At 68.3% G+C, this 25,358-nt stretch carries 21 protein-coding genes; 6 read left to right on the top strand and 15 right to left on the bottom strand.

Annotated elements, in window-relative coordinates; genetic code table 11:
* Positions 1 to 54: 54 nt before the first annotated feature.
* Both ACQHI0_RS04460 and ACQHI0_RS04465 read left to right on the top strand, forming a co-directional pair.
* Positions 55 to 1,194, top strand: a complete 1,140-nt coding sequence (locus ACQHI0_RS04460; RefSeq protein WP_427906655.1) for a ubiquinol-cytochrome c reductase iron-sulfur subunit — start codon at positions 55 to 57, stop codon at positions 1,192 to 1,194.
* Positions 1,191 to 2,822 carry a cytochrome b gene (locus ACQHI0_RS04465; protein WP_427906656.1) on the top strand — a complete coding sequence of 544 codons (1,632 nt, stop codon included), beginning with the start codon at positions 1,191 to 1,193 and terminating at the stop codon, positions 2,820 to 2,822. Before ACQHI0_RS04460 ends, ACQHI0_RS04465 begins: the two co-directional genes overlap by 4 nt.
* Before the next feature lie 49 nt (positions 2,823 to 2,871).
* On the opposite strand, the gene ACQHI0_RS04470 is transcribed toward ACQHI0_RS04465, so the two are convergent.
* Positions 2,872 to 3,369 (bottom strand): polyadenylate-specific 3'-exoribonuclease AS, encoded by a 498-nt coding sequence (locus tag ACQHI0_RS04470; RefSeq protein ID WP_427909077.1) that lies wholly within the window; start codon positions 3,367 to 3,369, stop codon positions 2,872 to 2,874.
* 167 nt (positions 3,370 to 3,536) lie between these two features.
* On the opposite strand from ACQHI0_RS04470, the gene ACQHI0_RS04475 reads away from it, so the two are divergent.
* Positions 3,537 to 4,922: a class II 3-deoxy-7-phosphoheptulonate synthase gene (locus tag ACQHI0_RS04475; protein ID WP_427906657.1), complete on the top strand. Its 1,386-nt coding sequence runs from the start codon at positions 3,537 to 3,539 to the stop codon at positions 4,920 to 4,922.
* Positions 4,923 to 5,148: 226 nt separating this feature from the next.
* Here the strand turns inward: ACQHI0_RS04475 and pknB are convergent, their stop codons facing one another.
* On the bottom strand, positions 5,149 to 7,062 hold the full coding sequence (pknB, locus tag ACQHI0_RS04480; RefSeq protein WP_427909078.1) for a Stk1 family PASTA domain-containing Ser/Thr kinase: 1,914 nt from the start codon (positions 7,060 to 7,062) through the stop codon (positions 5,149 to 5,151).
* Positions 7,063 to 7,186: 124 nt separating this feature from the next.
* Here pknB and ACQHI0_RS04485 point away from each other — a divergent pair, with 124 nt between their 5' ends.
* Positions 7,187 to 7,555, top strand: coding sequence for an Rv2175c family DNA-binding protein (locus ACQHI0_RS04485; RefSeq protein WP_427906658.1), 369 nt, complete (start codon positions 7,187 to 7,189; stop codon positions 7,553 to 7,555).
* A gap of 73 nt (positions 7,556 to 7,628) precedes the next feature.
* On the opposite strand, the gene ACQHI0_RS04490 is transcribed toward ACQHI0_RS04485, so the two are convergent.
* The 4 genes from ACQHI0_RS04490 to ACQHI0_RS04505 all read right to left on the bottom strand — a co-directional run bounded on the left by ACQHI0_RS04490 (position 7,629) and on the right by ACQHI0_RS04505 (position 13,395).
* Positions 7,629 to 8,789, bottom strand: a complete 1,161-nt coding sequence (locus tag ACQHI0_RS04490) for a phytoene/squalene synthase family protein (RefSeq protein WP_427906659.1) — start codon at positions 8,787 to 8,789, stop codon at positions 7,629 to 7,631.
* A gap of 34 nt (positions 8,790 to 8,823) precedes the next feature.
* The gene (locus ACQHI0_RS04495) at positions 8,824 to 10,485 is read right to left on the bottom strand and encodes an alpha-(1->6)-mannopyranosyltransferase A (protein WP_427906660.1); all 1,662 of its coding nucleotides are present in this window, start codon (positions 10,483 to 10,485) and stop codon (positions 8,824 to 8,826) included.
* Positions 10,486 to 10,586: 101 nt separating this feature from the next.
* Positions 10,587 to 12,227 carry a phytoene desaturase family protein gene (gene crtI / locus ACQHI0_RS04500; protein ID WP_427906661.1) on the bottom strand — a complete coding sequence of 547 codons (1,641 nt, stop codon included), beginning with the start codon at positions 12,225 to 12,227 and terminating at the stop codon, positions 10,587 to 10,589.
* 13 nt (positions 12,228 to 12,240) lie between these two features.
* Positions 12,241 to 13,395, bottom strand: a complete 1,155-nt coding sequence (locus tag ACQHI0_RS04505; RefSeq protein ID WP_427909079.1) for a polyprenyl synthetase family protein — start codon at positions 13,393 to 13,395, stop codon at positions 12,241 to 12,243.
* Positions 13,396 to 13,648: 253 nt separating this feature from the next.
* Between ACQHI0_RS04505 and ACQHI0_RS04510 the strand changes: the two genes are divergently transcribed.
* The gene (locus ACQHI0_RS04510) at positions 13,649 to 14,650 is read left to right on the top strand and encodes a methylenetetrahydrofolate reductase (RefSeq protein WP_427906662.1); all 1,002 of its coding nucleotides are present in this window, start codon (positions 13,649 to 13,651) and stop codon (positions 14,648 to 14,650) included.
* A 36-nt stretch (positions 14,651 to 14,686) separates the two neighbouring features.
* On the opposite strand, the gene ACQHI0_RS04515 is transcribed toward ACQHI0_RS04510, so the two are convergent.
* From ACQHI0_RS04515 to ACQHI0_RS04525, 3 genes are all read right to left on the bottom strand, one after another.
* Complete coding sequence (locus tag ACQHI0_RS04515) at positions 14,687 to 15,196, bottom strand: DinB family protein (RefSeq protein WP_427906663.1); 510 nt, start codon at positions 15,194 to 15,196, stop codon at positions 14,687 to 14,689.
* A gap of 122 nt (positions 15,197 to 15,318) precedes the next feature.
* Complete coding sequence (locus ACQHI0_RS04520; protein WP_427906664.1) at positions 15,319 to 15,897, bottom strand: DUF2867 domain-containing protein; 579 nt, start codon at positions 15,895 to 15,897, stop codon at positions 15,319 to 15,321.
* A gap of 137 nt (positions 15,898 to 16,034) precedes the next feature.
* Positions 16,035 to 17,621 carry a DHA2 family efflux MFS transporter permease subunit gene (locus tag ACQHI0_RS04525; RefSeq protein ID WP_427906665.1) on the bottom strand — a complete coding sequence of 529 codons (1,587 nt, stop codon included), beginning with the start codon at positions 17,619 to 17,621 and terminating at the stop codon, positions 16,035 to 16,037.
* A gap of 88 nt (positions 17,622 to 17,709) precedes the next feature.
* Here ACQHI0_RS04525 and ACQHI0_RS04530 point away from each other — a divergent pair, with 88 nt between their 5' ends.
* Complete coding sequence (locus tag ACQHI0_RS04530; protein ID WP_427906666.1) at positions 17,710 to 18,189, top strand: MarR family winged helix-turn-helix transcriptional regulator; 480 nt, start codon at positions 17,710 to 17,712, stop codon at positions 18,187 to 18,189.
* 40 nt (positions 18,190 to 18,229) lie between these two features.
* On the opposite strand, the gene ACQHI0_RS04535 is transcribed toward ACQHI0_RS04530, so the two are convergent.
* The 6 genes from ACQHI0_RS04535 to ACQHI0_RS04560 are packed head-to-tail and all read right to left on the bottom strand — an operon-like array spanning position 18,230 to position 25,268.
* Positions 18,230 to 19,378, bottom strand: a complete 1,149-nt coding sequence (locus ACQHI0_RS04535; protein WP_427906667.1) for an LLM class flavin-dependent oxidoreductase — start codon at positions 19,376 to 19,378, stop codon at positions 18,230 to 18,232.
* Positions 19,375 to 20,184, bottom strand: a complete 810-nt coding sequence (locus tag ACQHI0_RS04540) for a DUF1684 domain-containing protein (protein WP_427906668.1) — start codon at positions 20,182 to 20,184, stop codon at positions 19,375 to 19,377. Before ACQHI0_RS04540 ends, ACQHI0_RS04535 begins: the two co-directional genes overlap by 4 nt.
* The gene (locus ACQHI0_RS04545) at positions 20,181 to 21,545 is read right to left on the bottom strand and encodes an NtaA/DmoA family FMN-dependent monooxygenase (RefSeq protein ID WP_427906669.1); all 1,365 of its coding nucleotides are present in this window, start codon (positions 21,543 to 21,545) and stop codon (positions 20,181 to 20,183) included. The genes ACQHI0_RS04540 and ACQHI0_RS04545 overlap by 4 nt, the downstream gene beginning before the upstream one ends.
* Positions 21,542 to 22,744 (bottom strand): LLM class flavin-dependent oxidoreductase, encoded by a 1,203-nt coding sequence (locus ACQHI0_RS04550; protein ID WP_427906670.1) that lies wholly within the window; start codon positions 22,742 to 22,744, stop codon positions 21,542 to 21,544. The genes ACQHI0_RS04545 and ACQHI0_RS04550 overlap by 4 nt, the downstream gene beginning before the upstream one ends.
* Positions 22,741 to 24,378, bottom strand: a complete 1,638-nt coding sequence (locus tag ACQHI0_RS04555; protein WP_427906671.1) for a dipeptide ABC transporter ATP-binding protein — start codon at positions 24,376 to 24,378, stop codon at positions 22,741 to 22,743. Before ACQHI0_RS04555 ends, ACQHI0_RS04550 begins: the two co-directional genes overlap by 4 nt.
* Positions 24,375 to 25,268 carry an ABC transporter permease gene (locus tag ACQHI0_RS04560; protein ID WP_427906672.1) on the bottom strand — a complete coding sequence of 298 codons (894 nt, stop codon included), beginning with the start codon at positions 25,266 to 25,268 and terminating at the stop codon, positions 24,375 to 24,377. Before ACQHI0_RS04560 ends, ACQHI0_RS04555 begins: the two co-directional genes overlap by 4 nt.
* Positions 25,269 to 25,358 lie beyond the last annotated feature (90 nt).

A 25,358-nucleotide genomic window follows, 5' to 3' on the forward strand; every position in this document is an offset into this window, starting at 1 on the left:
GGCAGCGCAGCGTAACCACGCGGCGCGCCCGAGCATGACGAATTGGATGCAGCCATGAGTGGACAGGAGCACAGCGACATGGGTCGCGAACCCACCGAAGACGAACTCGACGCGATGTCGACCGCCGAGCTGGCTGAGCTCGGCGCCAAACGCGACGACGTCGATGTTGTCTACCGCAACGAGCGGTGGCCGGTGCCGGGCACCAAGGCCGAGAAGCGCGCCGAACGTGCGGTCACGTTCTGGTTCGCCATCTCCGGCCTTGCCGCTGCCGCGCTCATCGGTGTCTTCCTGTTCTGGCCGTGGGAGTGGAAGGGCTACGGCGACGAGGGCCACGCCGCCTATTCGCTGTACACCCCGCTCGTCGGCCTGACCTTCGGCATCTCGGTGCTGGTCATCGGTATCGCGGTGGTGCTGATCCGCAAGCGGTTCATCCCCGCGGAGATCTCCATCCAGCAGCGCCACGACGGCCCGTCCGACGAGGTCGAGCGCCGCACCCTGGCAGCCGAGCTGCAGGACGCGCTCGACACCTCCACCCTGGGGCGCCGCAAGATGATGCTCGGTACCGCGGGCGCCGGTGTCGGCGTGCTCGGTATCGGCGCGCTGCTGGTGTTCGTCGGCGGCATGGTGAAGAACCCGTGGGCGAAGCGGGAGAAGTCGCCGCTGTGGGTGTCGGGCTGGACCCCGGACTACCCGGGCGAGACCATCTACATCCGTCGCGACACCGGCCGCCCCAACGACATCGTGCTGGTCCGTCCCGAGGATCTCGACGCGGGCTCGATGGAAACCGTCTTCCCGTGGAAAGAGAAGTGGCGCGGGGATGCGCACGAGACCCTGCAGTCGCTGCGCGGTATCCGCAACGCGGTCATGATGATCCGTCTGCGCACCGAAGATGCGGAGAAGGCGATCAAGCGTAAGGGCCAGGAGAGCTTCAACTTCGGCGACTACTTCGCCTACTCGAAGATCTGCACCCACCTCGGCTGCCCCACCTCGTTGTTCGAGCAGCAGACCAACCGGATCCTGTGCCCCTGCCACCAGTCGCAGTTCTCCGCGACCGAGTGGGGTAAGCCGGTCTTCGGTCCTGCCGCCCGCGCACTGCCTCAGCTGCCGATCACCGTCAACTCCGAGGGCTTCCTGGTCGCCGCGGGCGACTTCATCGAGCCGCTCGGCCCGGCCTTCTGGGAGCGTCGTTCATGAGCTTGGGAGATATGGCCGCCAACCAGGCCAACGAGATGGACGAGCGGTATCGCGCCGCCGCGTTCGTGAAACGGTCGATCAACAAGGTCTTCCCGACCCACTGGTCGTTCCTGCTGGGTGAGATCGCGCTCTACGCGTTCATCATCCTGCTGCTGTCGGGTGTGTATCTGACGCTGTTCTTCGACCCGTCGATGACCCACGTGGTCTACGACGGTGCCTACCAGCCGCTGCGCGGTGTCGGCATGTCGCGGGCGTACGAGACCGCGCTGAACATCTCCTTCGAGGTGCGCGGCGGTCTGTTCGTCCGGCAGATCCACCACTGGGCGGCCCTGCTGTTCGCGGCGTCGATCATCATCCACCTGTTCCGCATCTTCTTCACCGGCGCGTTCCGCAAGCCGCGTGAGGCGAACTGGGTGATCGGCTCGCTGCTGCTGATCCTGGCGATGTTCGAGGGCTTCTTCGGCTACTCGCTGCCCGACGACCTGCTCTCCGGTACCGGTCTGCGCGCCGCGTTCTCCGGTATCACCATCGGTATGCCGGTCATCGGTACCTGGATGCACTGGCTGATGTTCGGCGGCGATTTCCCCGGCGACATCATCATCCCGCGTCTCTACATCGCGCACGTGTTGCTGCTGCCCGGCATCATCCTGGCGCTGATCGGCGCGCACGTCGCGCTGGTCTGGTACCAGAAGCACACCCAGTTCCCCGGACCGGCCCGCACCGAGCACAACGTGGTCGGCGCGCGCATCATCCCGGTGTTCGCCGCCGATCAGGGCGCGTTCTTCGCGTTCACCCTCGGCATCGTCGGCATCATGGGCGGTGTGCTGCAGATCAACCCGATCTGGAACCTCGGTCCGTACAACCCCTCTCAGGTGTCGGCGGGTTCACAGCCCGACTTCTACATGATGTGGACCGACGGTATGGCGCGTCTGATGCCTGCCTGGGAGATCTACATCGGCAACTACACGATCCCGGCGGCGTTCTGGGTCGCGCTGGTGATGGGCCTGGTGTTCACCCTGCTGATCGCCTACCCGTGGATCGAGAAGCGCCTCACCAACGACACCTCGGCGCATCACAACCTGCTCCAGCGTCCGCGTGACGTGCCGGTGCGTACCGCGATCGGCGCGATGGCCATCGCGTTCTACGTGGTGCTCACGCTGTCGTGTGTCAACGACATCATCGCGCTGAAGTTCGACATCTCGCTGAACGCGACCACCTGGATCGGTCGTATCGGCGTGCTGCTGCTGCCGCCGATCGCGTACTTCGTGACCTACCGGTTCTGCATCGGTCTGCAGCGCAGTGACCGGGCGGTGCTCGAGCACGGCATCGAAACCGGTGTGATCAAGCGTCTGCCGCACGGTGAGTACATCGAGGTGCACCAGCCGCTGGGTGGGGTCGACGCACACGGCCACGCCATCCCGCTGGAATACCAGGGCGCCCCGGTGCCCAAGAAGATGAACAAGCTGGGTTCGGCGGGCAAGCCGGGTACCGGTAGCTTCCTGAAGGCCGATCCCAAGGCCGAGGGCGAGGCTTGGGTCGAGATCGAGGAGGCCGAGGAGCACCGGATGCTCACCGTCCTCGCCGAACAGCAGGCGATCGCCAACAACAGCGAGCCGTCCGGTCACTGACCGACAGCACAAAGGCCCCGAGTCGAATTCGACTCGGGGCCTTCGCTTTCTACAGACGCGGTGTGCGGCGGAAGGCCTCGATGGCCTCGAACTTGGCCAGGTTGTGCCGGGCGTCGGCGAGCGCGTCGTGGGCGTCGTCGGGGATCGGCGGCAGGGGAGGGCTGCCGTTGACGGCCCAGTGCTGGCGCAGTTCGTTGGTGTAGCGCGGCATGTTCTTGGGCAGCGCGGTCATATCGCCCCACAGCTGGCACAGCGCCACGTGGTCGTACGCGCCGACCCACGCCCACAGCTCCGGCAGCACGCTCGGCCGTGGCAGGAAGAACTTGAACAGGTCGTCGCGGATCTGTTCCCTGGTGCGATACAGCGGCGACCCGGCGGGCGGCAGTTTCGGGAGGACGTGCTTGCGCACCCACGGCCCGGCCCGCCGCTCATCGAATTCGGTGGATACCGCGTAATACTCGCGGCCGTCCTCACAGACGACGCCGATCGAGATCAGGTCGATCGTCGAGCCGTCCTCGATGAATTCCGAATCGTAGAAATATCGCAGGGAGATCGCCTCTTCGTGCCGGTGGGTTGCTCGTGGGGCTCCGGCGCGACGGGCGATGGACCCACGAGGTGTCGTCGAAACCCTATGTCGGTACTTCGCGCGCACTGCGCACGGGTCGGTGGGTACGCCGGATATTCGCCCGGGTGCGCGGGCCGTATTCTTATCTGGTGACCTGGACCGTCGACGTACCCATTGATCGCCTGCCGGAACTGCCGCCGCTGCCCGCCGAACTGCGTGGCCGCCTCGATGCCGCGCTGGCCCGGCCCGCCCTGCAGCAACCGTCGTGGGACGCCGACGAGGCCGCCACCATGCGCACCGTGCTGGAGAGCGTGCCGCCGATCTGCCTGCCTGCCGAGGTCGAGGACCTCAAGGGGCAGCTGGCCGCCGTGGCCCGCGGTGAAGCCTTCCTCATGCAGGGTGGTGACTGCGCGGAGACCTTCGCCGACAACACCGAACCCCACATCCGCGGCAATATCCGCACGCTGCTGCAGATGGCGGTCGTGCTCACCTACGGCGCGAGCATGCCGGTGGTGAAGGTGGCGCGGATCGCGGGCCAGTACGCCAAGCCGCGCTCGTCCGACACCGACGCACTCGGCCTGACCTCCTACCGTGGCGACATGGTGAACTCCCTCGTCGCCGACGAGGCGCTGCGCCGTCACGACCCCTCGCGCCTGGTGCGCGCCTACGCCAACGCCAGCGCCGCGATGAACCTGGTACGCGCGCTGACCAGCGCGGGCACCGCCGACCTGCACCGCCTGCACGACTGGAACCGCGATTTCGTCGCCCAGTCGCCCGCGGGCGCGCGCTACGAGACGCTGGCCGAGGAGATCGACCGCGGCCTGCGCTTCATGGCCGCCTGTCAGGTCAACGACCCGAGCTTGAAGACCGCGCGTATCTACGCCTCGCACGAGGCGCTGGTGCTGGACTACGAGCGCGCGATGCTGCGGCTGAGCGAGTCCGAGACCGGCGAACCGCTGCTCTACGACCTGTCCGCGCACTTCCTGTGGATCGGTGAGCGCACCCGTCAGCTCGACGGTGCCCACATCGCGCTGGCCGAACTCCTCGCGAACCCGATCGGCCTCAAGATCGGGCCGACCACCACGCCGGAACTGGCCGTGGAGTACGTCGAGCGGCTCGACCCGAACAACGAGCCGGGCCGGCTCACCCTGGTCGCCCGCATGGGCAACGGCAAGGTGCGCGACGTGCTGCCGCCGATCATCGAGAAGGTGCAGGCCACCGGCCACCAGGTCATCTGGCAGTGCGACCCCATGCACGGCAACACCCACGAGTCGTCCACCGGTTTCAAGACCCGTCACTTCGACCGCATCGTCGACGAAGTCCAGGGCTTCTTCGAGGTGCACCATGCCCTCGGTACCCACCCCGGCGGCCTGCACATCGAGCTGACCGGCGAGAACGTCACCGAGTGCCTCGGCGGCGCCCAGGACATCTCCGACCTCGACCTCGGCGGCCGCTACGAAACCGCCTGCGACCCCAGACTGAACACCCAGCAGTCCCTGGAACTGTCGTTCCTGGTCGCAGAGATGCTGCGGTAACTCTGGAGCGCTGGCGCGCTCGAGTTCGCGCCCCCTTGTGTCCCGTCGATCAGGCACCGTTGCTTGCTCCTTCGTCGCCTACGCAACGGCACCTGATCGACGGGACGGGCGCGAACCGCCGACTGCGTCGGCGGACCCTCCTCGAGGTCGGGTCGTGTGGGGCTGGGTGCGGTCAGCGAGGACCGCGCCCGGGCTTTTCCTTGTCCTTCTCGGGATCCTTGCCCCTTCAAGGCAGGGCGGTGAGCGTCACGACGCTGCCCGCCTCCACATTCGAGCTGAAGCCCGGCACCTGGCCGATGACCAGGGAACTGTCGGAATCGGTGAGGGACTTGACCTCCACCCGCAGGCCGAGCTGTTGCAGCTTCGAGCGGGCATTGCCGACGCTCTGACCCATCACATTGGGGACCTTCACCGCGTTCGACACGATCAGGGTGATGGTGTCGCCCGATTGCAGCGTGGTGCCGACAGCGGGCTCGGTCGCGATCGCCTTGTCGCCCTCGACGTTCTTGTCGTACTGCACGCGCGTCTCGCGAACGATCAGGCCCGCGGTGGTCAGCGCGGCGGCCGCCTCTTCGGCCGTCTTGCCCCGCACATCGGGCACGTTCACCGGCTGAGAGCCCTTGCTGCGGTACACCTTCACCTGCCCGCCCATCGGCAGGATCGTGCCCGGTGCGGGCTCCACCTTCGCCAGTGAACCCTTCGGCGCCGTGCTGGCGGCCTCGCCCGCGTCGATCGGCTGCAGTCCGCCGTCGCGGATCGCCTGGTTGACGGCACTGATCTGATCGCCGGCCTTGATATCGGGCACCCGCGGTTTGCCGTTGGAGATCAGCACCGCGATCGTAGTGCTCTTGGTCACCCGTGACCCGGCCGACGGGTCGGTGCCCACCACCCCGCCCACGGGAATGGTGTCGGAAGCCTTCTGGCGCATCTGTGTCTCGAAACCGGCCTCCTGCAGGACCGCGACGGCCCGCTCGGAGTCCATGCCCGCGATCGGCGGCACCGCGCTGTAGCGGCCGACACCGAGCCACCAGCCGCCGATGCCGACCAGCAGGGTCAGCGCGGTGACGATGCCCACCCACACCAAACCTGTTCGGCGGGCATGGCTGTCGCCGAACGCGGTGGCCGCGGGTATCGGGGAGTATTCCTCCTGCCGCGGGCGCGGCGCGGTCACCACCCTGGTGTGATGCGGTTCCGGTGCGGGGGAATGATGTGCGGCAACGGGATTCGGCGTGTGCGGGCGCTCGCCGGGATGATGCGCGGCGCCGGTCTGGTAGCTCTCGCTGAGATGTTCGGCCGAATCACGTGGCGCGGGCACCCGATACGGCGGCAGGTTCAGTTCCATCGCGATCGACTGCAGTGTCGCGGCCATCTCGTTGGCGTCGGCGAAACGCTGCGCGGGGTCGCGGGAGGTGGCTCTGGCGACCAGCTCGTCGAACTCGGGCGGTACGCCACCGATGAAATTGCTCGGCGCGGGCACATCGTTCTCGACCCGCTGATAGGCCACCGACAGCGAGTTGTCGCCGGTGAACGGCACCCGCCCGGTGAGCAGTTCGAAGATCAGGACGCCGAAGGAGTACACGTCACTGCGGGCGTCGGCGGTGCCGGTGGTGACCTGCTCGGGGGAGAGGTAGGCGGCTGTGCCGAGAATCACGCTCGCGGAGGTGGTGTTGGCCGCGGCCACGGCACGGACCAGGCCGAAGTCGGCGATCTTCACCTCGCCCACGTCGGAGATCAGCACGTTCTCGGGCTTCACATCGCGGTGCACCAGGCCGGCGTCGTGGGCGGTGCCGATCGCGCGCAGCACCGGCTCGGCCACGGCGCGCACGGCGTGTGGCGGCATCGGCCCGCGTTCGCGCAGCAGCTCACGCAGCGTGCCGCCCTCGACCAATTCCATGATCAGGAACGGGTATTCGCCGTCGATGCCCTGGTCGTACACCGCGACCAGCGACGGATGCTTGAGCTTGGCCACCGCCCGCGCCTCGAACTCGAAACGGCTGAGGAACTGCGGGTCGCCGGCGAACTTCGGGTCCATCACCTTGATCGCCACGGGGCGATCGAGCCGGGTGTCGGTCCCGCGGAACACCATCGACATCCCGCCGCGAGCGATCGGCGCATCGATGCGATAGCGCCCTTCCAGCATCTGGCCGATCAAGTGATGTCCTCCGGCATTCAACCGGCCGCCGGGTGCGGCCACCACGATCGTAACCGGGTGTCCTCGGCATGCCAGACGATGCGTGCCGCCCGACACGTACTACCGTTGTGGGGTGAGTTCCTTCCCCTGCGGCGACGACGTGCTGCCCGACACCGAAACCATCGTCTCGCTCCCCGAGGCGGCCGACATACTCGGCATCCCGGTCACCTCGGTGCACCAACTGCTGCGTGACTACCAGATCCTCGCGGTCCGCCGCAACGGGGTCCCCGGCATTCCGTCCCGCTTCTTCGACTCCGAAGACGAGATCGTCCGCATGCTCCCCGGCGTGATCACCGTCATGCGTGACGGCAAGTACAGCAACGAGGACATCCTCGAGTGGCTCTACACCGATGACCCCTCGCTTCCCGGTCGCCCCGTCGACGCCCTGCACGGCCACCTGGCCCGCGAGGTAGTCCGCCGCGCCCACGCCGAACCCTTCTGAGCGTCACACCGGTTCGAACGGGTTCACCAGGGCGGCACCGGAGTCCGTAGCGCGAGTTCGCCTCGGCCGAGGACTAGCGGTGGCCGGTCGGGGTGGTTAAACCCTTGGCGGCGACCACGATTCGGCGACGGCGGGGAACCGTGGCCCGGGTGGTGAAGACCTGGTAGTCGGCGGCTTCGATGCGGTCGAGGATTTCGGCGTAGAGGGTGGCGGCGGTGGCGATCGCGGGACGCACCCGAGGGGCGAGCAGTGCGATGCCGGGGACAGCCTGCCGGTAGATGTCGCGGTTGACGGCGATCAGGTGGGCCAGGGCGCGGCGCACGGGAGCGTCGGTGTGGCCGTGAACGTGGCAGGTGCGTAGGTGGGCTTCGTCGACACCGAAAGCTTTCAGCTCGTCGGCGGGGAGGTAGATGCGGTCGCGGTCGAGGTCTTCGGCGACATCGCGCAGGAAGTTGGTGAGCTGGAAGGCTTCGCCGAGGGCAGCCGCGGCCGGCTCGGCATCGGCGACGGGGACGACGGTGCCGAGGACCGGTAGGAGCTGCAGGCCGATCGCGGCGGCGGACCCACGCATGTACTCGCGGAGCTCGCTCATCGTGGCGTAGCGGGTGCGGTGGGTGGCCGTACCGGGGACGTCCATGCGCATCGCGTCGAGGAACGTCCAGATGTGGGTGTGCGCGATGTCGTAGCGGGTGACGGTGTCGGCGGCCGCGGTGACGATCTGGCGGCGGCGGAGGTCGCCGGTATCGATGTCGCCGTGTTCGAGGGCTAGGCGCAGCTGTTTCTCGACGAGGTCGAGGTGTTGAGCGGGGGAGACGGCCTGCGCGGAGTCACTAGGGCCGTGCCGCCTGCCGGAGGATGATTCGGTGAGCTGCGCGGGGCCGGTGTCGAGCTGGGTGCCGGGGACCGCGACGAGGTGGGCCGGGTCCGAGGTGCGCCGGGCGGCGACGAGGTGGGGCTGGTCCGGGGTGCGCCGGGCGGCGACGAGGTGGGGCTGGTCCGGGGTGCGCCGGGCGGCGTCACGCGGGTCGAGAACGCGGGCGGGATCGTCGGCGTGGTCGACGATGTCATCGACCATCCGCGCGAAGGCGTACAGCGCGTGTACGGCCCGTCGACGCTCCGGTGAGAGCAGCGTGGTCGCGAGGTAGTAGGTGCGCCCGTGCTCGGCGGCGATCCGCCGGCAGGTCGCGTAGGCCGCATCCAGCTCAGAGGTCGGCGGACGGATATCCGTACGCATGCTCACGGTGTCTCGCCGAAGCCCGCGCGAGGGCTCATGCCCGAACAGGCGGCGCCGATTCCGTCGCAACAGGCTTCGAGCTGGCCGAACGCAGATGCAGCGGATCAACGGTGCGCAGCGACACCGCCGCGACCACGGCCGCGAACGTCGCCAGCGCGACATGCCAGAAGTTGTAGAGCCCGATCGACCCGTCCGGCTGGAACACCAGCATCAGCCACGTGCAGATCCCGACCAGCCACATCAACGTCCTGGTCGACAGCGCGAACCCGGCGGCCAGCGCCAGCGGCCACGAGTAGTACCAGGGCAGCGCGGCGGGGGAGAGCAGCACGATCGCGACGAAGGCGATGATGATGCCCATCACAGCCTCACGTTCGCTGTGCCGGAACCGCCACCACGTCGCGACCAGCAACGCGACCATGGCGATCTGGCACAGCAGGCGGGTCACATCCAGCACCGAATCGAAATTCAGCGGGGTCACCCAGGTGACCATGTGCGCGAGAATCGTCGGCAGCGACAGCCAGTTGATGATCTTGTTCGACCCCTGCAACGCGGTGACCCAGCCGAAGCCGACTCCCGCGATCACCGATGCCGCGCCGAATACCAGCGCGAACACGCCGACGCCGATTCCGGCGATCTTGGCGAAGACGAACAGTGGGTGCGGCATATCCGCGGACGGTCTTGCGGCGTCGGGGTGTTTGTTTTCCTCGGCGAGCGCGGCATCGGAATCCACCGCGGCTCGACGCTCGGCTGCTCGTCGTTCCTTCTCGTGCAGAATCCAGATCCACACCAGGAACGGCAGCGCGATACCCGCGGTCGCCTTGATCGCGACACCGATGGCGACGACCACGATGCCCGCCACATGATGGCGTTCGAGCACGAGCGCGATGCCCGCGCACATCAGGCCGACCATCAACATCTCGTTGTGCACGCCACCGATCAGGTGCACCAGCACCAGCGGGTTGAGCACCGCCAGCCACAGCGCCACCGTCGGCTTGCCGCCGAGATGCTTGGTCAGATACGGCACGGCCCACATCATCAGCGCCAGCCCCGGCAGCATGGCGAAGCGAAGGGCGATGGTTCCGGCGATCACATTGTCGCCGGTGATCGAGGTGATCGCGCGGCCCATCAACAAGAACACGGGGCCGTACGGCGCGGTGGTGGTGGTCCAGACCGGGCTCACGTTGTCCAGCAGCACGCCGGGATTGGCGACGGGACCCACCTGATAGGGGTCGAAACCGTCGCGCAACAGGGCGCCCTGGGCGAGGTAGGAGTAGGAGTCGCGGCTGAACATCGGCGCCGCGAACAGCAGTGGCGTGATCCAGATCCCGACGATCGCGCGCAACTCGTTGAGCGTGACCGTCGATTCACCCTTACCGATCGTGGTGCGGCCCAACCGAACCCACGCGGTGATCATCATCAGCACGCCGATCCAGATCACGATCGTCGACAGCGCGTACCCGTGGCCGAACCGAAGCCAGGACAGGTGCAGCGCTTCGAGCAGTGGGTCGCGTTTGCGAACAGCGCCTGCGCCGAACCCACCGAAGGTGATCATGGCCGCGCCGAGGAATCCCATGAGCGCCGCGTGGCCTTCGGGGCTGCGAGCGAACTCACCTGCGGTACGCAGCCAGGTCCGGACGCCGGGATCGCTCCCGCTGGGTAGGTGACGCTGGCGCTCGAGTGTGCGCGTGTTGTCCATGGTGCCTACGGTTGTCTCGGGGGGCGGCATGTTCGGTCGGTCCCCCCGGATGGTCGGCGGTCGCAACCGCGAGCTGATAAGTCGGCCGTCAGTTTACGGCTTCAAGTTGGAACACTAACCCGGTGGTCGCTACCGGTGCGCGCCCGGCTGCCGGTGATTCGTGCCGCGGCCAGCTTGCCCGACAGCAGTGTGGTGGGTACACCCACCCCCGGAGTGGTGCCGCAACCTGCGAGAACGACGTTGTCCACACCCCTTGGCAGATTGCGTGGCCGGAAGGGCCCGGTCTGCCGGAATACGTGTGCGATGGAGAACGGGGTGCCCGCGATCATGCCCTGGGCGGCCCAGGTTGCGGGAGTGTCGAGGTGGTCGACGCGCAAGTGCTCGGTGATGCCGGTGTAGCCGCGCTGTTCCAGCACCGCGAGCAGCTCGCGCAAGTAGGCCGGGCCGAGCCGTTCCCAGTCGATCGGGGCCGCGGTCAGGTTGGGGCAGGGTGCGAGCACCGACAGCGGTTCGAAGCGCCCGCTCGCCCGGTCGACGAACTGCCCGGGATCGGTCAGCGCGGGCCTCGTGAGCAGCAGCGACGGATCGCTCATGAGTTGCCCGCGACCCTTGCGGGCGGCGATCTCGTCGAACGTCCGCGCCCAGGCCGCGCCGAAATCGATGGTGTGATGCGCCTGCACCGGCCACTGCGCGGCGATCTCGGCGGGGATGGTGCCGTGCGCGACTACTGCCGACGGTGAAGCGCGCAGGCCGCGACGGTGGCGCAGGCCGAAGCGGGGCAGCGAGCCGATGTCCGCCGTCAGGACGACCGCATCGCAGGGGCGGGTGCGGCCGTCGGTGGTGCGGACCGCTTCGGCGCGCCGTCCACGGGTCGACGCACCGATGCCGCGGGCCCAGGCGCCACCAGTCGTTGCCGCGCTCGCTCGGGTGTTCCGCAGCCCGTCGGGACGGGCGCTTGTCGCGTAGTCGATACCGGCCACATCGGCGTTCAGCACGAGGTGGCCACCGGCATCGGTGAAGGCGGCGGCGAGTGCGGTGGTGATCGCGCGCATCCCCCCTTCGGGGAAGTAGACGCCGAGGCAGGTGTCCATGTTCGGGATCGCGCCGTAGATCGCCAGCGCGTCGTCCGGTGACATGCCCGCGTACAACGCCTGGAACGTGAAAAGCCTGGTCAGCCGTTCATCGCGCAGATAGGACCGCACGCGCGGCCCCAACTTGCCGAACGCGCCGAGCTTGGCGAGTGCGGCCAGCGCGGCCCTGGCACGCGGCGTGCGCACCATATCGAGCGGCGAATCGAAGTCCGCGTTCATGAACTCGTCGAATTCGGCGTCGTAGACGCGACCGAGCCACTCGCGCAGGCGCCGGTAGGCGCGCGCTTCGGCAGGCCCGCACGCGTTTTCGACCTCGGCGGCCATCTGGTCGGCGTCGTCGAAGACGCGGATGTCGCTGCCGTCGGCGAAGCGCGCGTGATAGGCGGGGGTGAGGCGGTGGATGCGCAGGTCGACGCTCTCCCGCGTGTGCCCGACCGCGGCCAGCGCGTCGTCGATCACCTCCGGCAAGGTGAGTACCGTTGCGCCGCTGTCGATCTCGTAGTCGTCGAACCGGTAGCGCCCGACCCGCCCGCCCGGATGATCGGCCCGTTCCAGCACCGTCACCTCGAGTCCGGCGCCCCGCAGATGCAGCGCGGCCGCGAGCCCCGCCAGCCCGGCACCGACTACGACGACGTGATTCACTTGTCCCACAACACTTTTCCTATCAGGCTGCGCGACGAGTGGCGGCCAGGGCCATGGCGTGCAACAACTGCTTGGCCGTCGGCGTCGCCGAACTGGTCGCGATGGCGGCGAGCCCGGTATCGGTGAGCTCGGTGATCCGCCGTTCGACGTCGTCGACCGCGCCGAGGTCGGTGAGCACCGTGCGCAACCGGTCGACAGCCGCATCGTCGAGATCGGTGCCAAGACCCGTCCGGATCAGCGCGGCGGTGGCCGCATCGGCCCGGCGCAGCGCCTCCGCGATCAACACGGTCCGCTTGCCTTCGCGCAGGTCATCGCCCGAAGGCTTCCCCGTCACCGCCGGGTCGCCGAACACCCCGAGCAGGTCGTCGCGCAACTGGAACGCGATCCCCACATCGGTCCCGTAGATCCGCAACGCGTCCACCAGCGCCTCGTCGGCATCGGCCAGCGCCGCACCGAGATGCAACGGCCGTTCGATCGTGTACGCGGCCGTTTTGTACCGGTTGATCCGCAGGGCGGCCTCGACCGATTCGTCCCCACCGGCCTCGCCGTTGATGTCGAGGAGCTGTCCGCCGAGTACCTCGGTCCGCATCCGCGCCCACACCGGCGCGAACCTGGCCAGCGCCCGCGGGCTCAACCCGGCTTCGTGGACCAGATCATCGGCCCAGGCCAGCGCGAGATCGCCGATCAGGATCGCGACGGCCGAGCCGTAGGCGGCGCCGTCGCCGGGCCAGCCCGCCGTCCCGTGGCGGTCCTCGAAGTCGATGTGCACGGTCGGGTACCCGCGCCGAGTCCGCGAGGAGTCGATGATGTCGTCGTGCACGAGCGCGCACGCCTGCACCAATTCCAGCGCCGAACAGGCGGTGAGTACCGCGGCCGCGTCGTGCCCGGCCGGGTCGCCGCCCGCACCGAGCCACCCGGTCCACGCGAAGCCGGGCCGGGTCCGCTTGCCACCACGAACGACGAACTGCTCGAGCGCCTCGACGGCATCGACGAACACGGGCCCCAGCGGCTCGACGATCTCACGCCGGGTGGCGAAGAAACTGGTCAGAACCTGTTCGACAGCGGCGACGAAGGCCGGTGTGCCCGGTGTCAGCGCGACGAGATCGACCGAGCTCAGCGCGTCGGCGGCGGACCGGGAGAGTGGGGTACCGATTCCGGCGGACAGGGCGGCCTCCAGTGGCGAGGTGGGTGAACAGCGGGACTGGTTGGGCACTCGGTGGTGCGCCTCACCTGCGTCGTCTCGAACGATACGCGGGTGAGCTGGGCGCACTCGCGGCGCACACGGCCGCTGCGACGCAGCCCACACCCGGCGTTTCGGCGGGCTTCAGCCGCCGTGGTCACGTCCATACGGCTTGACACGTTGTCCGGTGTTCGATGGCCGGATTCCCAGTCGGTGCCGGGCAGCCATCGCCTCCCACTAGACTGAGCCGGTGGATTTCGACAATGGACGGGGAAGTTCGACCCCAGATCGACCCGCCCAGCGGCCGTCGATCGTCTCGAACACCCCCTCGGTGGTGCAGAGTCTGCGCACCCATTCGGGCAACGGCGTGCCGTTCTCCGTGGAGTTCAACCCTCCACGTGACGAGGCGGGCGAGGCCCGATTGTGGCGCGCGGTCCGCGAGTTCGAACGCATGCACCCCGCCTTCGTGTCGATGACCTACGGCGCGGGTGGGTCCACCCGCGACCGCACCGTGCGCATCACCGGTGCCCTCGCGCAGGAAACCACCCTGCTCCCGGTCGCTCACCTCACCGCCGTCGGCCACAGCATCGCCGAACTGCGCTCCCTGATCGGCTCCTACGCCGACTCCGGCATCTGCAATGTCCTGGTCCTGCGCGGCGACCCGCCCGGCGACCCGCTCGGCGAATGGGCCAAGCACCCCGGCGGCGTCGAATACGCCGAGGAACTGGTCCGCATCGTCCGCGATCTCGGCGACTTCCACGTCGGCGTCGCCTCGTTCCCCCAGGGTCACCACCGCTCACCCGACCTCGACCACGACACCCACCACCTGGCCGCGAAACTCCGTGCGGGAGCCGAGTATTCGATCACCCAGATGTTCTTCGACGTCGAGCACTACCTGCGCCTGCGCGACCGCGTGATCGCCATGGACCCCATCGAGGGCGCCAAACCGATCATCCCCGAACTGATGCCCATCACCTCCCTGCGCACCGTCGCCCGCGCCGAGGAACTCAGCGGCCGCCCCGTTCCCCCCGAGGTCGTCGCCCGCCTCACCCGCGCCGCAGGCACCGGCCCGGAAGAAGACCGCGCCGCCGTGCGCGCCGAGGGCATCCAGATAGCCACCGAAATGGCCGAGCGCCTCACCGAAGAAGGCGCCCCCTGCCTCCACTTCATCACCTTGAACTTCGCCAAAGCCACCAGCGAAGTCCTCACCAACCTCGGCTACGGAGTAACCGCCGCCCCGCTCAGCGCCTAGAACCGACCGGCCGGGCGCTGGTGCGTCGCGACGCGGTCAGCCGTCGGTCCGGGCTGCGCGCAGTAGCCGCAACTGGCCGATCTCGGTGACGTTTTTCATCAGCTCGCTGTTCACCCACGCGAAGGTGTGGGCGACGGACTTGTCGGGGTCGTCCTGCCACGGAAAGGACGCTGGGGCAGCAAGATCGGCCTCGGTGGCCTGATCCAGAATGGGCAGCCATTCCTCGCGTAGGCCGCGCAGCCAGTCCACGGTCGCTGGCCCTGGCCCCGGCCACCCGATCTCGGTACGGTCTCGTGGAGTGCGTTCTCGCAGGTGATCGATGGCGACGCTCCACCACCACCCGATATGCCAGCTGACCCAACCGAGGGTCGGGACCGGGATCGGATCGGGCTCGGAGTCGGCCCAGTCCGGCTCCCAGGCGCCGCGTTCGTCGAGGTGCAAAGTCCAGCACAAATCCGCGGGCTCCCAGAGGAAGTCTTCGTCCTCCAGCCGGTCGAGATGGAACTCGAACAAAGACCAGATCAGATCGAACTGCCAACGCAGCACAGCAGAACACGATGCATCCACGCGCCACATCTTGCTCGGAACTTTCGACCCCGACCATTGGTTTTGCCGACCAGAAGCCACTGAGCCCAGCATGTTCTGGAACCCGGCTGGTATCGCGCTGACTACTGCGCGACGGCGAGGTCGTTCCAGGTTCGTTCCCAGCTGCGGGTCATCGCGGGGTAGACGATGCCGTAGCGGAAGGGCTTGATCAGGGCCATGTAGAAGCGGCCGAACCAGCCGTTGGGTTTCACCAGGACCGCCATCTGCAGGTGGTAGCCGGTGTCGTCGGGGACCCAGCCCAGGTGCATGATGCCGTGCATCGTGCCGTTGGCGATTTCGGCGGCGTATTCGTCGTCGAGGACGTAGAGGCTGGTGAGCGGACTGTCCTCGACGGGGGTGTCGGTGTCGCGGAGGTCGGCGGGGAGGCGGTCGCGCAGGGAGGTGACTCGGGTGCCGGTGCCAGCGTCCTCGCGGTCCCAGCCGAACCATTCGCCCAGCTTCCAGCGGGCTTTGAACAGCAGGCCGCTGAGGCCGGTGGATTCGGAGGCGCGTTCGGCTTGGAGGGCGGTGAGCAGGGCGCGGAAGTCGTCGGGGCCCCCACCTGGGGTTCGGAACTGCCAGATGTCCTCGACAGCGAAGTCGGGGGCGATGTCATGGATGCGCCATGGCTGATCGGTGTGGGCCGATTCGGGTAGTCGCATGACTGGAACCTCCATCTGTACGGCGGCGTATAAACCGACGATACCGCTGATATACGCCTACGTATAGATAGGGGGCATGTGACGAAGACGGCGTGGCGGCCACGGGGTGATTCCATGGCCGCCACGTGCTGCGAGAACTACTGTGTTGCTGCTTGTTTCGCAGGTTTGACGAAGGTGGTCGTCACCAGCGCGAGGGCGAGTAGGCCGGCGCACAGGTAGCTCGCTACTTCGATACCGGCCGCCATGGCCGCGCGAGCCGCTTCCGCGACGGGGAACGTGTGCGGATTCGCGGCGAGGGTCGGGATCGCCGAGCCCGCGCTGTCGGTAACCGTCGACGACAGCTGGTCCACCTCGGACTCGGGCAGGCCCGCACGGGTCAGACGGTCGCTCAGGTCGGCGCCGAGGGTGCTGAAATACAGGGTGGTGAGAACGGCGATGCCGAGTGCTGAGCCGAGTTCGCGTGCGGCGCTTTGGATTCCCGAGCCCTGTCCCGCGCTCTCGCCGGGCACGTCGGCGAGCACCACATTGGTGACCTGCGCGGTGGCGAAGCCGACGCCGATGCCGTAGACGAACAGGGCGAGCGCGATCGACCACCAGCTGCTGTCCGCCGCGGCGAACAAGCCGAGCATCGCCAATCCCAGCGCTTCGAGGAGCAGGCCGATCCTGACCTGCCCCAGAGCCGAAACCGACGCTGTCAGTGAGAAACTCGCGCCACTGGCGACGAAACTGCCGATCGCCAGCGGCACCAGGGCGAGCCCGGCCTGCAGTGCGGTGTAGTCGAGCGCGAACTGCATCCACAGCGGCAGCACCGCGATGATGCCGAACTCGCCGAGGCCGACGATCAGCGTCACCACATTGCCCTTGCGGAACGAATCGATCGAGAACAGTCCCACATCGATCAGCGGTTCGCCGCCGGTGCTGCCGAGCATCGCTTGCCTGCGCCAGCACAGTCCGAGCGCGAGGGCAGCGCCGATGAACGCGATGAGAACCGGTGAAGGTCCACTGCGCCAAGAGAATTCACCGATACTCAGCGGCTCGGTCACCATCAGCCACCCGTAACGGCGCCCTTCGATCATGGCGAACGCGAGCAGGCCGAGGCCGAGTGCGGACTGGGCGGCGCCGAGCAGGTCGACGCGCCCGGTGTTCTTCGGTGCGGCGGGCAGGTAGATCAGCACGGCCACCATGATCAGCGCGACCGCGGGGATGTTGATGCCGAAGGCCCAGCGCCACGAGAAGTCGGCGAGCCACCCACCGAGCAGGGGGCCCACTGCCGCCGCCGCGCCGATCGTCGATCCCCAGATCGCGAAGGCTTGTCCGCGCGCCTTGCCGGTGAAGGACGCGTTCACCAGCGCCAGTGAGGTCGGCAGGATCATCGCACCGCCGACGCCCTGCAGGAAGCGGGCCGCGATGAGCAAGCCGCCGGTCGGCGCGAGGGCGGCCAGCAGGCTGGTGAGGCCGAAGACGACCAATCCGATCAGGAACAGTTTGCGCGCGCCGTAGAGGTCACTGAGCCGACCGGCGACCAGCAGCAGTGCCGCGAAAACGATCGCGTACGACTCCTGGATCCACTGCGCCTGAATCGACGTGATCCCCAGATCGTCGACGATCGGCGCGAGGATCACGTTCACGATCGTCAGGTCGACCACGATCAACGCGACGCCAAGTGACACGGCGATCAGGCCCAGCCACCGGCGCAGCGGTGGAGTCTCGATTTCTGTCCGCACTATACCTCCATCATAAAGTGACTTTACGATGAAGGTAAATGGTGGGGCGGTAGGTTGTCAATCGAGCGGTCGACGAGAGGACGAGATGGTGGAGCAGACATCCGGCGATGTCGCGATGCGGCGGCAGCGGCTCGCCGCGGGGCTCATCGACTACGGCGCGAGCTTCACTGAACTGGGTCGGCGATTCGCGGATACGCTCGGCGTGCATTCCACCGACGCGTTCGCGCTGATGGAGATCGCCGCCGCCGAACAGGCCGCCGACCCGCTGTCGCCCGCGCTGCTGAGCAAGCGGATCACCCTGACATCGGGGGCGATGACGACCCTGCTCAACCGGCTGGAGCGGGCGGGATACATCACTCGCAGCCGCGAGCACACCGATCGGCGGGTCGTGACGTTGCGGTGCAGCGAGGACGCCCGGCAGCTGGCCGACGAGTTCTTCCGCCCGATCAATGCCGAGCAGGATGCGATCCTGGCCGAGTACGAGCCCGCCCAGCTCGCGCAGTTCGAGAGTTTGCTCGGGCGATTGCGGACGGCGATGGACCGCGGACAGCCGCAGGGCGCCCCGTAGCCGAACTGCGGGGCGCCCCAGGGTTTTCGGTAGTGGGCGGTCAGGCGGCGCGGGCGGCTCGCAATCCCCACGCGTCGGCCAGGAGGCGGTGGGATTCGAGGCGGTCGGCGTGGTGGTGGGTGATGGTGGTGATGAGGAGTTCGTCTGCGCCGGTGACCTTTTGAAGCGCGTCGAGGCGCTCGACCACGGTGGCGGGGGAGCCGACGATCTGGGAGGACAGGCGGTCGTCGACGAGACGTAGCTGGTCCGGGGTGAGGGGGGAAGCTGTTGCGGGGTCGAGGTATTCGGCCGCGCCGCCACTGCGGATGCTGTGCACCCAGTGTCCGTAGGTGCTCGCGTGACGGTGGGCGGTGTCGTCGTCGGCCGCGGCTACTACGTCCGCCGAGACGATGACGTGCGGTTCGGCCAGCAGCTCCGACGGCCGGAACGCCGCCCGATATGCCTCGACCGCGTCCAGCGCGGATCCCGGCGCGACATGGTAGGCCGCCGCGAACGGCAGCCCCGACCTGCCTGCCAGCTCCGCGCTTTCGCCCGCCGAACTGCCGAACAGCCACAACTCGGTGTCGATTCCCTCGCCGGGAACGGCGTGCAGCTCGACACCACCGGCAGTGAAGTAGCGGCCGTCGAGCAGCGCCTGGACCTCGGCCACCTGGTCCGCGAAGTCCAGTGACTCCGCGCCGGGCTGTTGCAGCGCCTCGGCCGAGGCGAGGAACTTCGTGCGGTCGGTGACCCGGCGTGGATCGAAGGGCGGCGGCACCACCACACCGTCGCGCACTTCGGTCCGTCCGGTGACCGTGTCCAGTACGGGGTGCCCGCCTTTGGTGGTCGTCGCGGCGGCACCGAACTGGCTGCGTCGATGCCCTGACCGGCCCAGACCCAGATCGAGACGGCCCGGATGCAACGCGTCGACGGTGCCGAACGCCTCCACGATCGAGGCCGATGTGTGGTGCCCCACCTGCACGGCGCCGGTCCCGACCCGGATGCGTGAGGTCGCCGCGGCGACCAATCCGAGCAGCGTCAGCGACGACGAACTCGCCACCGACACGAAATGGTGTTCGGCCAGCCAGTATCGGTGATATCCCCACTGTTCGGCGTGCCGGGCGAGGTCGACGGTATTGCGCAATGCCTTTGCGGCACTGGAACCTTCGCTGATCGGAGACAGATCGAGAATCGACAGCGGAACGCTCATCGCTTCGGATCCTGTTCTCCCGCTTCGACAGCCACGCGCAGCCGGTTCTCCCGCGGCGCGACGGGGCAGGTCGCGAAGTCGGTGAACGCGCACGGCAGGTTCACGGCGCGGTTGAAGTCGAGGGTGACGGTGCCGTCGGCCTCGACCGCGCCGATGGCGAGCGAGCGGGCGGCCGGGTAGGTGGTGACGCCGCTGGTGGCGTCGGTGAACAGCACCTTCAGGTCGTCGGTGGTGCCGAACGCGAGCAGCGCCTCGTGGCTGTCGCCGATCCGGAACTCGATGATTCCGGCGGCGCTGTGGTGGTGCTCCAGCCCGTCGACGACGGCGCCCGTGGTGACGGTGCGTGCTTGCCCGAACGCGGTGAAACGCCCGGTCACGACCCAGCGCGGATCGGCCGGATAGGCGGCGACGCCGGTGAACGCGGTCAGTGTAGGTGCGGCCGGATCGTGCACGCGCACCGCGAATTGTCCGGAGCGCCGGATCACTTCGAGGACCTTCTCCTCGTTGAGCACACTGATCCCCGGCGCGCCCTCCACGGGCGTCACGATCTGCACGCCGCCGATCCGCTCGCCGTCGACATCGAGCCGGTCGGCGGGCTGCGCGGTGATGAACACCTTCTCGTCGGTGACCCACCAGGTCCCGGGGACGCCGTCCAGGCGCTGCGGGCTGTCGGTGAGCCAGTGCAGCCCCGCCAGGCTGAGCCAGCCGAGCGGATCGCGCAGGCCGTCCTCGCGGGCATGATGCCAGCGCGACCAGTCGTCGGCGAATGTCGTGGTGGCGCTGGGGTTCTCGACAGTGATGGTCATGACGCGCGTGCTCCTTCGGCGACGGTGTGGTGGGGGTGACGCAGACCGAGGTGGTCGCGCAGGGTGGTGCCGGTGTACTCGGTGCGGAAACTGCCGCGTTCCTGCAGTTCGGGGACCACCCGGTCGACGAACTCGTCGAGTCCGGCGGGTGTCAGATGGGGCACGAGGATGAAACCGTCGGCGGCATCGGACTGCACGTAGTGGTCGATCTGCTCGGCGACCTCGGCGGGAGTGCCGATGAACTGCTGGCGGGCGGTGACCTCGATGATGAGTTCGCGAATGCTGAGGTTGTCCGCCTCGGCCTGCGCGCGCCATGCTTTCGCCACGGCCAGTGGATCTTTCGTGTGCCTGACCCGGCCACGGGTGATCTCGGCGGCGGCGTCGGGCTCGATGTCGGGCAGTGGGCCGTCTGGGTCGTAGCCGGAAAGGTCACGGCCCCACACCTGTTCGAGGAACGCGAGCGCCGTCTGCGGGCTCACCTGCTGGTAGCGGATGTCGCGGGCGCGCTCGTGTGCCTCGTCGGTGGTGTCGCCGAGTACGAAGGTGGCCGCGGGCAGCACCAGCAGATCGCCCTGCGCACGACCATATTTCGCCAACCGGCCCTTGACGTCGGCGTAGAACCGCTGGCCCGCTTCGAGGGTGCCGTGCCCGGTGAAGATCGCATCCGCGGTCTTCGCACCGAACTCGCGGCCTTCGTCGGAGTCGCCCGCCTGCAACAACACCGGATGTCCCTGCGGGCTCGGCGGGACGACGAACGGTGCGGCGAAGTCGAACTGAGAACTGCGGAACGCGGTTTCGGGAATCTCGCGAGCGAAAACGCCCCGCTCCCGATCGATCACCAGCGAGTCGGTAGGCCAGCTGTCCCACAGCGCCCTTGTCGCCGCGACGACCTCTTCCGCCCGCCGATACCGCTCGCTGTGCTCGAGGTAGCCGCCGCGCCGAAAGTTCTCGCCCGTGAACGCATCCGAGGAGGTGACCACGTTCCACGCGGCCCGGCCGCCGGAGAGGTGATCGAGCGCGGCGAACTGCTTGGCCACCTCGAACGGTTCGTTGTAGGTGCTGTTGATGGTGCCTGCCAGCCCGAGTCGCTCGGTCACCGCGGCTACCGCGTTGAGCACGGTGAACGTATCCGGCCTGCCGACCACGTCCAGGTCGTGGATCCGTCCGCGATGCTCGCGTAGCCGCAGGCCCTCGGCGAGGAAGAAGAAGTCGAACAGGCCGCGTTCGGCGGTGCGCGCCAGATGCTCGAACGACCCGAAGTCGACCTGCGATTTCGACGCGGGATCGGCCCAGACGGTGGTGTTGTTGACGCCGGGGAAATGCGCGGCGAGATGGACTTGCTTGCGTGGTTTCGAGGTCACAGCACTGTTCCTGTCGTGGCGTATCGGCTGGCGGGGCGAGGCAGGTCGAGGCGATCGCGCAGGGTCGCGGGGCCGTTCGGCTGCGGGTGATCGCTCGCGGAGTCGGTCGTCGGTGCGACGGCCGTTCGCCGGTGCGTGATCAGTGCGCGCAGGGTTGCCTGGAGGGCCAGTGGCCGCACAACCACTCCGTCGGCGATCCCGGACCGCGCGATCTCGGCGAGCAGTTCGTCGAGTTCGCCGACAGTCCCCACATGGCGGAGCTGGGTGGTTTCGGCCGCGCTGGTGGATGCCGTGCTGGGTCGATGCGCGGCGGAGATCTCGGTGTGTTCGGCCCATCGGTCGAGTTCGCGCACCGCCGCCCGCGCATCGTCGGCCGAATCTGCCAGGTGGACAGGGAGATCGAGCAGTATCCGCACGGTGCTGGGGTCGCGGCCCTCGGCGGCGATCGCGGCGCGCAAGGCGGTGCGACGTGCGGCCGCGGTGGGGAGATCGGGGGCGGTGACGCGGATGAGATCGGCGCGGCGGACTGCCACTTCCGTCGACTCAGGAGTGTCGGCGCGAACCGTCACAATCGGTTGGCCCTGGGGCGAGCGTGGGGTGATCGACGGGCCTTTGACCGAGAAGTTGTCGCCGGTGAAGTCGATGTAGTGCAGGCGGTCGCGATCGATGAAACGGCCGGTGGCGACGTCGCGGATCTCGGCGTCGTCCTCCCAGCTGTCCCACAGCCGGGTCACCACCTCGACTGCTTCGTCGGCCTCGTGCCACAGTGACACCGGATCTTGAATGTCCTTGCGGCCGAACGCCTTGGCCTCGGCGGTGGACACGGTCACCTCCCAGCCGGCTCGGCCCAGGCTCGCGAAGTCGAGTGCGGTCACCGCCTTGGACACGTGGAACGGCTCGGTGTGGGTCACCGGCACCTGGGGGATCAGGCCGATCCGCGTGCTCAGCGGGGCGGTGCGGGCGGCGATCGCGACGGCGTCGAGCCTGCCGCGGGTCGCGGCGGCGCCACCGGATTGGATGCCGAACGAGTCGGGCAGGAAGACAGCGTCGAACCCGAGATCCTCGGCCGAGCTGACGACACTGGTCCAGTAGCCGGCGGTGAACAGGTCTTCGGCAGCGGAATCGGCGCGCCGCCAGGACGCGGGATGCGTTCCGGTGCCCGCTATTTCGATGCCGAGAAACAGTCCGGTCTTGCTCATCGGGTGAGGTCCTTTCCGTGGAGGGGATCGATCCGGGTCCCCGGCGCGGGGATCGCCGCGAGCAGCTCCCTGGTGTACGGGTGTTGTGGATCGGTGAACAGGGTTGCGGTGGGGCCGGTTTCGACGATGCGACCGTGGCGCATCACGGCGACGCGGTCGCTGATCCGGCGCACCACGGCCAGGTCGTGGGAGATGAACAGGTAGCCGAGGGCGAGTTCGTTCTGCAGGGTGTCGAGCAGGTCGAGGATCTGCGCCTGCACCGAGGCGTCGAGTGCGGAGACCGGTTCGTCGAGCACGAGCAGGTCCGGGCGCAAGGCCAGCGCACGCGCGATCGCCACCCGTTGACGTTGCCCGCCGGACAGTTCCGCGGGCTTTCGGGTGGTGAAATCCGCTGGGAGCGCGACTTGTTCGAGTAGTTCGGCGACCCGTTTCGCGCGGTCGCCGAGACCATAGGCGCGCAAGGGTTCGGCGATGATGTCGGCGACTGTCCAGCGCGGGTCCAGCGAGGAGTACGGGTTCTGGTACACCACCTGGAACCGTTGACGCAGTTCGCGCAACCGCTTGCGGCGGACGCTGGTGAGGTTGTGACCGTCGAAGGTGACCGTGCCGCTGTCCACCTCGGTGAGTCGCACGGCGATCCGTGCCGTCGTCGACTTACCCGAACCGGATTCGCCCACCAGCGCGAGTGTTTCGCCGCGATCGAGGCTGAACGCCACATCGTCGACGGCGGTGATCGAGCCGGCTCCCGCGTGGAATCGCTTGTGCAGAGCATGAACCGACAGCAACGGAGCTGCCGCCCTGGGACGCGGTGGCCGGAAATCGGTGGGTGAGAGCGCCGGGGACGCGGCCAGCAAACGCTGGGTATAGGGCTGTGCGGGCCGGGCCAGCACCTGTGCGGTCGACCCTGATTCGACAACCCTGCCGTGCTCGAGCACGACCAGCCGATCGGCTCGCTCGGCGGCCACGGCCAGGTCATGGGTGATCAGCAGCACCGCGGTTCCGCGGGCCGCGATCCGCTCGGCCAGTCGATCGAGCACCTGCCGCGCCACTGTCGCGTCGAGCGCGCTCGTCGGCTCGTCGGCGATGATCAACTCCGGCCCGCACGCCAGCGCGATCGCGATCAGCACCCGCTGCCGCTGCCCACCGGACAACTCGTGCGGATATTGCCGGGCCCGCACCCGCGGCCGATCCAAACCGGCTTCCTCGAGCAGATCGAGGGCTTGCAGTGCTGCCCCACGCCGGTCGGCGAGCCGGTGCACCAGCAGCGCCTCCGCCACCTGATCGCCCACTCGCAGTACCGGATTGAGCGAAAGTCCCGGATCCTGCGGTACGAACCCCACTCGTGCGCCGCGCAATCGCCGCAACGCCTTCTCGTCGCGCGGATCGATCCGCTCACCGCCGAATTCGACGGTGCCGGACACCGTCCGCGCCGAAGCGCCGAGAAGCCCGATCACGGCATGCGCGAGGGTCGACTTGCCCGACCCCGACTCGCCCACCAGCGCGACGACTTCCCCGCGCGCCACCTCCACGGTGACGCCACGGAGTGCGTCGACCGACCGATCGCCGGTCCGATAGGCGATGCGCAAATCGTCCACTCGCAGTAGGGGGGCGGGGACGGATCGGTCTGCGCTCATCGGTTGGCCTTTCCCGCGAAGCGGCCCAGATGCTGGGCCGACAACACGACGGCGACGATGACGAGGCCGGGCAATGTGGTCAGCCACCAGGCCGAGGCGAGGAAGTTGCGGCCCTCCGAGATCAGCGAACCCCATTCGGGGGTGGGCGGTTTGGTGCCGTACCCGAGGAAACTGAGCGACGACACCGCGAGCACGGCCATGCCGAATTCCACTGCGGCCAAGGCCAGGACGGGCTGGAACGAATTGGGAAGTACGTGCCGAACGAGGACCGCGTACCAGCGCACGCCCGACGCGTGCGCGGCTTCGACATAGGGTGCGTGCCGCACCCGCAGCACCTCCGAGCGCATCACCCGCGCGAAGTTCGCGATCAGTGAGATCCCCACGGCGAGTGCCACATTGCGGGTGCCGAAGCCGAGGGCGGTCACGAGTGCGAGCGAGAGAAGGAGCGAGGGAATCGACAGCAGCACATCGACCACGCGCATGATCGCGGTGTCGACGATGCCACCCGCCGCCCCCGACAGCAGCCCGAGCAAAGACCCCACCACCAGCGCGATCCCGACCGCGGTGAGTGTGGCGGTGAGCGAGAGCCCGGCGCCGTGCACCATGCGGGTGTAGAGGTCGCGCCCGAGATTGTCGGTGCCGAACCAGTGTGCGGCACTCGGCCCCTGGAACTTCTGCGCGGGCACGCCGATCAGCGGGTCGCCGGAGGCGAACACCGACGGCGCCACCGCCCACCCGACGGCGATCACGAGTACGACACCGGAGAGCACGAGTCCGAGATGTCCGCGCGTCCAGCGGAGCACCGTGGCACCGCGAGAGCGGCGCGCGACGATGCTGGGCGCCGCGGGCCGATCAGCGACCTTGTCGCGTCGTACAAGAACGTCAACCATGTTCGCTCCCTTCGGTATCGGTGGTGCGAGTCCGGTCTGTGCCCGCTCCGCTATTGCCGGGGCGGGGTGGATCGCCGCGCCGATTCGCGC

The organism is Nocardia sp. FBN12 (genome assembly GCF_050320175.1).
In the GTDB taxonomy this organism is placed as follows: domain Bacteria; phylum Actinomycetota; class Actinomycetes; order Mycobacteriales; family Mycobacteriaceae; genus Nocardia.